Origin of the sequence: Xenophilus sp. (assembly GCF_044462705.1) — a bacterium.
GTDB lineage: Bacteria > Pseudomonadota > Gammaproteobacteria > Burkholderiales > Burkholderiaceae_C > Xenophilus > Xenophilus azovorans.
The window spans coordinates 1-8,722 of sequence record NZ_JBIQNC010000194.1; the positions used below are offsets into that span (position 1 = coordinate 1).

The 8,722-nt window shown below is 69.8% G+C and carries 10 protein-coding genes; 3 read left to right on the top strand and 7 right to left on the bottom strand.

The features are described from left to right. The 7 genes from ACIY1X_RS21550 to rpmH all read right to left on the bottom strand — a co-directional run. A partial coding sequence (locus ACIY1X_RS21550; protein ID WP_399684563.1) for a zinc ribbon domain-containing protein occupies positions 1-554 on the bottom strand: 554 nt, incomplete at its 3' end. An 85-nt stretch (positions 555-639) separates the two neighbouring features. Further along, entirely contained in the window at positions 640-1,107 is a 468-nt protein-coding gene (locus ACIY1X_RS21555) for a Crp/Fnr family transcriptional regulator (protein WP_038202423.1), read from the bottom strand. 42 nt (positions 1,108-1,149) lie between these two features. Then, positions 1,150-2,559, bottom strand: a complete 1,410-nt coding sequence (mnmE, locus tag ACIY1X_RS21560) for a tRNA uridine-5-carboxymethylaminomethyl(34) synthesis GTPase MnmE (protein WP_038202424.1) — start codon at positions 2,557-2,559, stop codon at positions 1,150-1,152. A 76-nt stretch (positions 2,560-2,635) separates the two neighbouring features. After that, positions 2,636-4,405, bottom strand: coding sequence for a membrane protein insertase YidC (yidC, locus tag ACIY1X_RS21565; protein ID WP_399684565.1), 1,770 nt, complete (start codon positions 4,403-4,405; stop codon positions 2,636-2,638). After that, positions 4,402-4,674 carry a membrane protein insertion efficiency factor YidD gene (gene yidD, locus ACIY1X_RS21570; protein WP_399684567.1) on the bottom strand — a complete coding sequence of 91 codons (273 nt, stop codon included), beginning with the start codon at positions 4,672-4,674 and terminating at the stop codon, positions 4,402-4,404. The genes yidC and yidD overlap by 4 nt, the downstream gene beginning before the upstream one ends. Continuing rightward, on the bottom strand, positions 4,674-5,075 hold the full coding sequence (locus tag ACIY1X_RS21575) for a ribonuclease P protein component (RefSeq protein WP_038202429.1): 402 nt from the start codon (positions 5,073-5,075) through the stop codon (positions 4,674-4,676). Before ACIY1X_RS21575 ends, yidD begins: the two co-directional genes overlap by 1 nt. A 37-nt stretch (positions 5,076-5,112) precedes the next feature. Further along, entirely contained in the window at positions 5,113-5,247 is a 135-nt protein-coding gene (rpmH, locus tag ACIY1X_RS21580) for a 50S ribosomal protein L34 (RefSeq protein ID WP_006299042.1), read from the bottom strand. A gap of 345 nt (positions 5,248-5,592) precedes the next feature. Here rpmH and dnaA point away from each other — a divergent pair, with 345 nt between their 5' ends. The 3 genes from dnaA to ACIY1X_RS21595 form a co-directional block, all read left to right on the top strand. Next, a complete protein-coding gene (dnaA, locus tag ACIY1X_RS21585) occupies positions 5,593-6,972 on the top strand; it encodes a chromosomal replication initiator protein DnaA (RefSeq protein WP_399684575.1) in 1,380 nt (459 codons plus the stop codon). A 94-nt stretch (positions 6,973-7,066) separates the two neighbouring features. Continuing rightward, positions 7,067-8,185, top strand: a complete 1,119-nt coding sequence (dnaN, locus tag ACIY1X_RS21590; protein ID WP_399684570.1) for a DNA polymerase III subunit beta — start codon at positions 7,067-7,069, stop codon at positions 8,183-8,185. 112 nt (positions 8,186-8,297) lie between these two features. After that, positions 8,298-8,722, top strand: a 425-nt coding sequence (locus ACIY1X_RS21595) for an ATP-binding protein (protein WP_399684573.1), incomplete at its 3' end; no start/stop codon positions are given.

Below are 8,722 nucleotides of genomic sequence, written 5' to 3' on the forward strand. Positions count from 1 at the left end.
GGCGCAGGCGGAGCCGCCTCCTGGACGGGCGGCGCCGGGTCGGGTGCAGGCGGGGCCGGCGGCGCGGCGGGGGGCTCCGCCACGGGCAGCGGCTCAGGCGCCGGCGGGGGCGCGGCGGGCGGCGGAGCGGGAGGTGCAGGCGCAGGCGCAGGGGCCTCGGCAACAGCCGTCGGCCCGTCACGGTCGCGCATCAGGTAGACGCCCGCGCCGATGGCCAGCACGGCGGCGGCGGCCAGCACGCCGGCCACCAGCAGGCCCTTGCTGCGCGATGGCAGTGGCGGCGGCGGTGGTGGTGGTGACGGCGCATGCATGGCCGCCGTCGCGGAGGCCGCAGGCGGCGGCACGGGCGCGCGGGCGGCGCGGGGCGACGGCAGGATGACGGTGCGCTCGCCGGGGTCCGGGTCCGTCTCGTCCAGGTCGGCCGGCATGGTGACCGGCCACTCGCCTTCGTCGGCGGCGGGCTGGGCGCCGGCGCTCAGCCGCGCGCCGCAGCTGCGACAGAACTTGGCTGCGTCCCGGTTCTCCACGCCGCAGGCGCCGCATACCACAGGCATTCCAAGACTCCTACCACTGTTTGTAACAATGGTATAGGGCGGCGGGGACGTTGTGTAAAGAAAAGTGGCGCTGTTACACGTGCCGTCAGGTCACGGCCACACGCCGCGCCTTGTGGCCCAGGCGCCGCGACAGCACCAGGCCCAGCGCCATGGCCAGTTCCAGCGCGATGCCCGGCTGCCGGTTGCCCATCTCGCTGAAGCGCAGCGGCGTCAGCCGCCACATGCGGCAGGCGCCTGCGGCCGTGACGCTGGCCGAGCGCGGCTGGCGCGAGAAGAAGGAGCCCTCGCCGACGACCGAGCCGGCGTTGACGATCGCGATCTGTACCTCGCCCTTGCTGGACAGCCGGTGCACGCTCAGCGAGCCGGACTCGACGAAGAACAGCGACCGGTCGTGCGCGCCCTCGTCGATCAGCGTCTGCGTCGGCGCCAGCTCGAAGGACTGCAGGTACGAGCCCAGCACCTCCCACTGCGCCGGCTGGAGGGCGGGTGCGAAGGCATCGTCGCTGGTGTTCTGGGCGATGGCCTGGCACAGATCCTGGATGGTGGCGGGCATGGTGGTTCTCGTGATGGATGCGCCATTGTTCGGCGCTTTCTCTTACTTTCCAATACAGAAACGCGAAAAGATCACGCCGAGCAGCTCGTCGGCCCCGAATTCCCCGGTGATCTCGTTCAGCGCGTTCTGCGCCAGCCGCAGTTCCTCGGCCAGCAGGTCGAGGGGGGCCGCGGCGGCGTGCAGGTGGGCATGGGCCAGGGCGAGGTGTTCGCCCACGCGCGCCAGGGCTTCAACGTGCCGGGCGCGCGCCAGGTAGACACCTTCGGGCATGGCCTGCCAGCCGGCCAGCGCCAGCAGGCGCTGGCGCAGGGCGTCCAGCCCGTCGCCGGTGCGGGCCGACAGGCGCAGGCCGCCCTCGGGCACGGCGGCCTGCGGCACCGCGTCGGCCTTGTTCCACACCTCCAGCACGGGCACCTGCGCCGGCAGGCGCTCGGCCAGGGCGGCGCGGATGGCGGCATCCGCCGCCCGGTAGTCGGGCAGGCCGGCACGCGTCAGGTCGTGCAGGAACAGCAGCGCGTCCGCCTCCTCGATCTGCCCCCAGGCGCGCTCGATGCCGATGCGCTCGACCTCGTCGCCGCTGTCGCGCAGGCCGGCGGTGTCGATGACGTGCAGAGGCACGCCCTGGATCTGGATGGTCTGCGAGACGACGTCGCGCGTGGTGCCGGGGATGTTGCTGACGATGGCCAGTTCGGCGCCGGCCAGCGCGTTGAGCAGCGAGCTCTTGCCGGCGTTGGGCTGGCCGGCGATGACGATGCGGATGCCCTCGCGCAGCAGCGCGCCCTGGCGGGCCCGCTGCTGCACCGCGGCGAGCCGGTCCTGCAGCGCCTGGAGCTGGCCCGCCGCATCGGCCTGGCGCAGGAAGTCGATGTCCTCCTCCGGGAAGTCCAGCGTCGCCTCCACCAGCATGCGCAGGTGGACCAGCGCGTCGCGCAGCACGTGGACCTCGCGCGAGAAGGCGCCGCCCAGCGAGCGGCCGGCGCTGCGCGCGGCGGCCTCGGTGCTGGCGTCGATCAGGTCGGCGATGGCCTCGGCCTGCGCCAGGTCGATCTTGCCGTTCTGGAAGGCGCGGCGGCTGAACTCGCCGGGCTGCGCCACGCGCAGGTTGGGCAGGCGCGGGCGGCCGGTGGCGGGGTCGGCCTCGGCGGCGGCCTCCAGGCAGCGCGCGAGCAGCAGCTGCAGGACGACCGGGCCGCCGTGGGCCTGCAGCTCCAGCACGTCCTCGCCGGTGAAGGAGCGCGGGGCGGGGAAGAAGATCGCCAGGCCGTGGTCGATGGGTTGGCCCGCCGCGTCGAGGAAGGGCAGGTAGGTGGCCTCGCGCGGCGCCAGGGCGCGCGCGCACAGGGCCTGCGCCAGCGGCGCGAGGCCGCGGCCCGACACGCGCACGATGCCCACCGCACCGCGTCCCGACGCGGTGGCGACGGCGGCGATGGGATCGTCGAACTGGGCCAGCATGCGGCGATTCTTCCAGCAAAAACGGGAAGGGGCCGCGCAGCGGCGGCCCCTTCCGGCGCGTCGTCGGACGGCGCGGCTACTTGGTCTTCTTCGTGCCGAGCACGCCCAGGCGCTTGTTGATCACCCACTGCTGGGCGATCGACAGCACGTTGTTGGTGATCCAGTACAGCACCAGGCCGGCCGGGAAGAAGAAGAACATCACGCTGAACACCAGCGGCATGATCCACATCAGCCGGGCCTGCATCGGGTCGGGCGGCGTGGGGTTGAGCCAGGTCTGCAGCAGCGTGGTGGCCGTCATCACCAGGGGCAGGATGAACCACGGATCGGGCGCCGAGAGATCCCTGATCCACAGGATCCAGGGCGCGTGGCGCATCTCCACCGAGGACAGCAGCACCCAGTACAGCGCGATGAACACCGGGATCTGGATCAGGATCGGGAAGCAGCCGCCCAGCGGGTTGACCTTCTCCTCGCGGTAGATGCGCATCATCTCCTGCTGCATCTCCTGCGGCTTTTCCTTCAGGCGCTCGCGCATCTCCATGATGCGCGGGTTGATCGCCTTCATCTTGGCCATGCTGGCGTAGGCCTTGGCGTTGAGCCAGTAGAAGGCCGCCTTCAGCAGCACCACCAGCGCGACGATGGCCCAGCCCCAGTTGCCCAGCATCTTGTGCAGCTGGTCGAGCAGCCAGTACAGCGGCTTGGAGATGATGGCGAAGATGCCGTAGTCCTTGACCAGGTCCAGGCCGGGCGCCAGGGCCTCGAGCTTCTTTTCCTCCTCGGGGCCGGCGAACAGTTGCGTCTCGACGGTCTGCGAGGCGCCGGGCGCCACCGCCGGCAGGCTGGCGACCATGGCCACGGCATAGAGGTTGTTGCCCAGCGTCTCCGGGCCCTGCACGCGGAACTCGCGCTTCAGGCCGGCCTCGTGCGTGGGCGCCAGCAGCCAGGCCGAGGCGAAGTAGTGCTGCACCATCGCGACCCAGCCGGTGCTGGAGGCCGGCGGCACCTCGGCCTTGTTCTTGGCGATGTCGGCGAAGCTGATCTTGTGGAACTTCTTCTCTTCCGTGTAGGCGGCCGGGCCGGTGAAGGTGCTGGTGCCGAACATGGTGCCGCTCTGCTCGGCGCCGTGGCGCAGCAGCTGCAGGTACAGCTGCGGCTCGCGCGGCTGGTCGCCGACGTTGACGACCTCGTGCTTCACGCCGATCACGTACTGGCCGCGCTTGAACACGTAGGTCTTGACGTACTTGAGGCCGCCCACCGGCTGCGACTCGAAGGCCACCTCCAGGGTGTCCTGGCCGTCCGCCAGCCTGTGGGGGCCGGGGCGCACGGCCATCGGCGCCAGGTGCGTCGGGAAGGCCGGGCCGCCGGCCACCGGGTTGAGCAGGCCGGTTTGCGCGAGGTAGCGGTTGGCGGGCACGCCGTCGTCCATCAGCACCACGTTGCGGTCGATCACCGGCAGCGGCTCCATGCCGGCCAGCCTGCGCGCCAGGGGGATCAGCCCGCCCTTGTTGAGCTCCTCGTCGAACTGCGTGAGCTCCAGGCGCGCCAGCGTGCCGCCCTGGCCGTCGATGGTGGCCTTGTACACGTCGGTCTCGATCTCGACCTTCTGCGCCGCGACGGCGGCGGGCCCGTCGGCCGCCGTCGGCAGCGTGGCGGGCGAGGCGGCGGCCGGTGCGCCGGGGGCGGGGGTGCCGCTGCCGGCGGGCGCGTCGGCCGGCGTGGTCTGCGCCGTCTGGTGCGCCGAGGGCAGGAAGGTCGGCTTGCGGCCGTTGTGGACCTGCCACTGGTCCCACAGCATCACCAGCGAGAACCCGAAGATCACCCAGAGGATGGTGCGGCGAATGTCGTTCATGAAGACTTCTTGTCGGAGGTCAGTGAGGAGAACAGCCCGGTGCCGCGGCCCCCGGCGGCGGCCGGCACCGGGTCGTGCCCGCCGGCGCACCAGGGCTGGCAGCGCACCAGGCGCCGCGCCGCGAGGTAGCTGCCGCGCGCGGCGCCGTGCCGTTCGAGCGCCTCGATGGCATAGAGCGAGCAGGTGGGCGTGAAGCGGCAGGCGCCGCCCAGCCAGGGGCTGAGCAGCAGCCGGTAGCCGCGCACCACGGCGATGAGCAGGCGCCGCATCACGATGCGTCGGCCCGCGCGGCGCGCGCGAAGAGCTGTTCGAGTTCGGCCCGCACGGCGCGCTTGAGCGCGTCCGAGCTGGCGCTCACGAAGCGGCTGCGGTCGAAGCCGGCGCGCAGCCGCACCACGTGGGCGGCCTGCGGCAGCGCCGCGCCTTCGGCCAGGGCATAGATCTGCCGCCGGATGGCGTTGCGCGTGACGGCGCGGCGCGCCCAGCGCTTGGGCACCATCGCGCCGAGCCAGACGTCGTCGGCAGGCTGGAAAAGAGGGGGTTGCGCCGCCGCCGCGCCCGCAGCGGGAGCGGCGAGCGCACAGCGATGCAGGGCGAAATGCGCGGTCCGCGCCACGGTCACAGCCGACAGGGCCGCCTGGAACTGGGCGCGCGTGCGGAGCCGGCGCATGTGCCGATCCCGCCCCCGCGCCCGACGGCCCGCAGCCTCAGACGGCCAGGCGCTTGCGGCCCTTGGCGCGGCGGGCGTTGATGACGGCGCGGCCGCCACGGGTCTTCATGCGGACTAGGAAGCCGTGGGTGCGGGCACGGCGGATCTTCGACGGTTGGTAGGTGCGTTTCATGATGCTTCTTCTTCCAAGAACAGGGCGGGCCCGCCGGAAGGCTTCGGACCGCGGCCGCGCCATCAAAAAGCGACAGGCGGGGTGCCGAAGCCTACGAGGTGGCGGGCTGGGGGAATTCCGCCCTGCCGGGCCAGGCCGACGTGCGGACTCAAGAGAACCGGCGATTATCGCAAAGATTTGCCGCACCGCAACTTCCGTCGGACATCAAGCGGGTTTCGGCGGGTCCGTCAAGGGGTGTGGATAAGTTTTTGACAAGTTAGAATCGCGGCGGCATGCAGGCCCCCGCTATCCACACCACCAACAACCATTCGATGCCCGAGGGACAACGCCTTGAATCACCCCGCCATGTCGGCTGAAGGGGTGGGCGCCAGCCTTTGGCAGGCCTGCGTCGACCAGTTCGCACAGGAGCTGTCCGAGCAGCAGTTCAACACCTGGATCAAGCCCCTGACCGCGCAGGTCACCGACGACCTGGGCCGGATGACGGTCTTCGTCGCCAACCGCTTCAAGCTGGACTGGATCCGCGCTCAGTACGCCGCCCGCCTGGCCGACATGGCCGAGAAGCTCTCGGGTCAGCCTGTCGCCGTTGAGTTAGCGCTTGCTCCCAGGGAAATCCCCGTCCGCACGCCCATCGCCATGCCCGCCGTGGCCGAGGCCGAGTTGCCGCGCGAAGCGGTCGGCGCCGCCGAGGAGCCGGCCGGGGGCTTTCGCAACCGGCTCAACGCGCAGCTCACCTTCGACACGCTGGTGGAGGGCTCGGCCAACCGCATGGCGCGCGCCGCGGCCATGCACGTGGCGGGCACGCCGGGCCACCTGTACAACCCCCTGTTCATCTACGGCGGCGTCGGCCTGGGCAAGACGCACCTGATGCACGCGGTGGGCAACAAGCTGCTGGCCGACCAGCCGCAGGCCAAGGTTCTCTACATCCACGCCGAGCAGTTCGTCTCGGATGTGGTCAAGGCCTACCAGCGCAAGACCTTCGACGAGTTCAAGGAGCGCTACCACTCGCTCGACCTGCTGCTGATCGACGACGTGCAGTTCTTCGCCAACAAGGACCGCACGCAGGAGGAGTTCTTCAACGCCTTCGAGGCCCTGCTGGCGAAGAAGTCGCACATCGTGATGACCAGCGACACCTACCCGAAGGGCCTGACGGACATCCACGAGCGGCTGGTCTCGCGCTTCGACTCCGGCCTCACGGTCGCGATCGAGCCGCCCGAGCTGGAGATGCGCGTGGCGATCCTGATCAACAAGGCGCTGGCCGAGGGCGCGGAGATGCCCGAGGAGGTGGCCTTCTTCGTGGCGAAGAACGTGCGCTCCAACGTGCGCGAGCTCGAAGGCGCGCTGCGCAAGATCCTGGCCTACTCGCGCTTCAACCAGAAGGAGATCTCCATCCAGCTGGCGCGCGAGGCGCTGCGCGACCTGCTGTCGATCCAGAACCGGCAGATCAGCGTGGAGAACATCCAGAAGACGGTGGCCGACTACTACAAGATCAAGGTCGCCGACATGTACAGCAAGAAGCGCCCGGCCTCCATCGCGCGGCCGCGGCAGATCGCGATGTACCTGGCCAAGGAGCTGACGCAGAAGAGCCTGCCGGAGATCGGCGAGCTGTTCGGCGGCCGCGACCACACCACCGTGCTGCACGCGGTGCGCAAGATCGCGGGCGAGCGCCAGCAGCTCACGGAGCTGAACCAGCAGCTCCATGTGCTGGAACAGACGCTCAAGGGATGAGCAGGGTGTTCACGCGGGCCGGAGACAATGCAGGGCGCTCGCGCGAACACACCCCCAAGTCAAGATCGAGGACGAAGAGAGAAAAGGTCGATTCATGATTGTTCTGAAGGCTCCCCAAAGCCAGGTGCTGGCGGCCCTCCAGTCGGTGGCGGGCATCGTCGAGCGGCGGCACACGCTGCCGATCCTGGCCAATGTGCTGATCCGCAAGGCCGGCGGCCAGCTGCAGCTGACCACCAGTGATCTGGAGATCCAGATCCGCACCACCGCCGAGCTGGGCGGCGACGAGGGCGCCTTCACCACCACGGTGGGCGCGCGCAAGCTGATCGACATCCTGCGCACCATGCCGGCCGACCAGGTGGTGAGCCTGGAGTCGAGCCAGAGCAAGCTGGTGCTCAAGGGCGGCAAGAGCCGCTTCACCCTGCAGAGCCTGCCGGCGGAGGACTTCCCGCTGGTGCAGGAGTCGGCCAGCTTCGGCCCGGCCTTCAGCGTGCCGCAGAGGACGCTGAAGAACCTGCTGGGCCAGGTGTCCTTCGCCATGGCGGTGCACGACATCCGCTACTACCTCAACGGCATCCTGTTCGTGGCCGAGGGCCAGCAGCTCAGCCTGGTGGCCACCGACGGCCACCGCCTGGCCTTCGCCTCGGCCACGCTGGACGTGGAAGTGCCCAAGCAGGAGGTGATCCTGCCGCGCAAGACGGTGATCGAGCTGCAGCGCCTGCTCTCGGACACGGGCGGCGAGGACGCGCCGGCCATCGAGATGCAGTTCGCCAACAACCAGGCGAAGTTCAGCTTCGGCGGCATGGAGTTCGTCACCAAGCTGGTCGAGGGCAAGTTCCCCGACTACAACCGCGTGATTCCCAAGAACCACAAGAACAGCGTCACGCTGGGCCGCGCCGCGCTGCTGGCGAGCCTGCAGCGCACTGCCATCCTGACCTCCGAGAAGTTCAAGGGCGTGCGCCTGAACATCGAGCCCGGCACGCTTCGCATCGCGTCGAACAACGCCGAGCAGGAAGAGGCGGTGGACGAGCTGGACATCGACTACGGCGGCGACGCGATCGAGATCGGCTTCAACGTGAGCTACCTCATCGACGCGCTGGCCAACATGGGCCAGGACATGGTCAAGGTGGAACTGCAGGACGGCAACAGTTCGGCGCTGGTCACGATCCCGGACGACGCGAACTTCAAGTACGTCGTCATGCCGATGCGAATCTGACGCCGCTGCGCGCAGCGTGGCGACTTGCGCAGACACCCCGCGGGCTTCCGCGGGTTTTGTCTTTGATGAGCCGAAGAAAACCAGGGAACCGACCGGAAGGACGAGTACGAAGATGAGCGACAACCAGCAGCAGCCCGAAATCCCCCAGACCCCGCCGCAGGGCGACGGCGGCGGCTACGGCGCGGGCTCGATCCAGATCCTCGAAGGACTGGAGGCGGTGCGCAAGCGCCCCGGCATGTACATCGGCGACACCTCCGACGGCACCGGCCTGCACCACCTGGTGTTCGAGGTGGTGGACAACTCCATCGACGAGGCGCTGGCGGGCTTCTGTGACGACATCGTCGTGACCATCCACACCGACAACTCCATCAGCGTGACCGACAACGGCCGCGGCATCCCGACCGGGATCAAGATGGACGACAAGCACGAGCCCCGGCGCTCGGCCGCCGAGATCGCGCTGACCGAGCTGCATGCGGGCGGCAAGTTCAACCAGAACAGCTACAAGGTCTCGGGCGGCCTGCACGGCGTGGGCGTGTC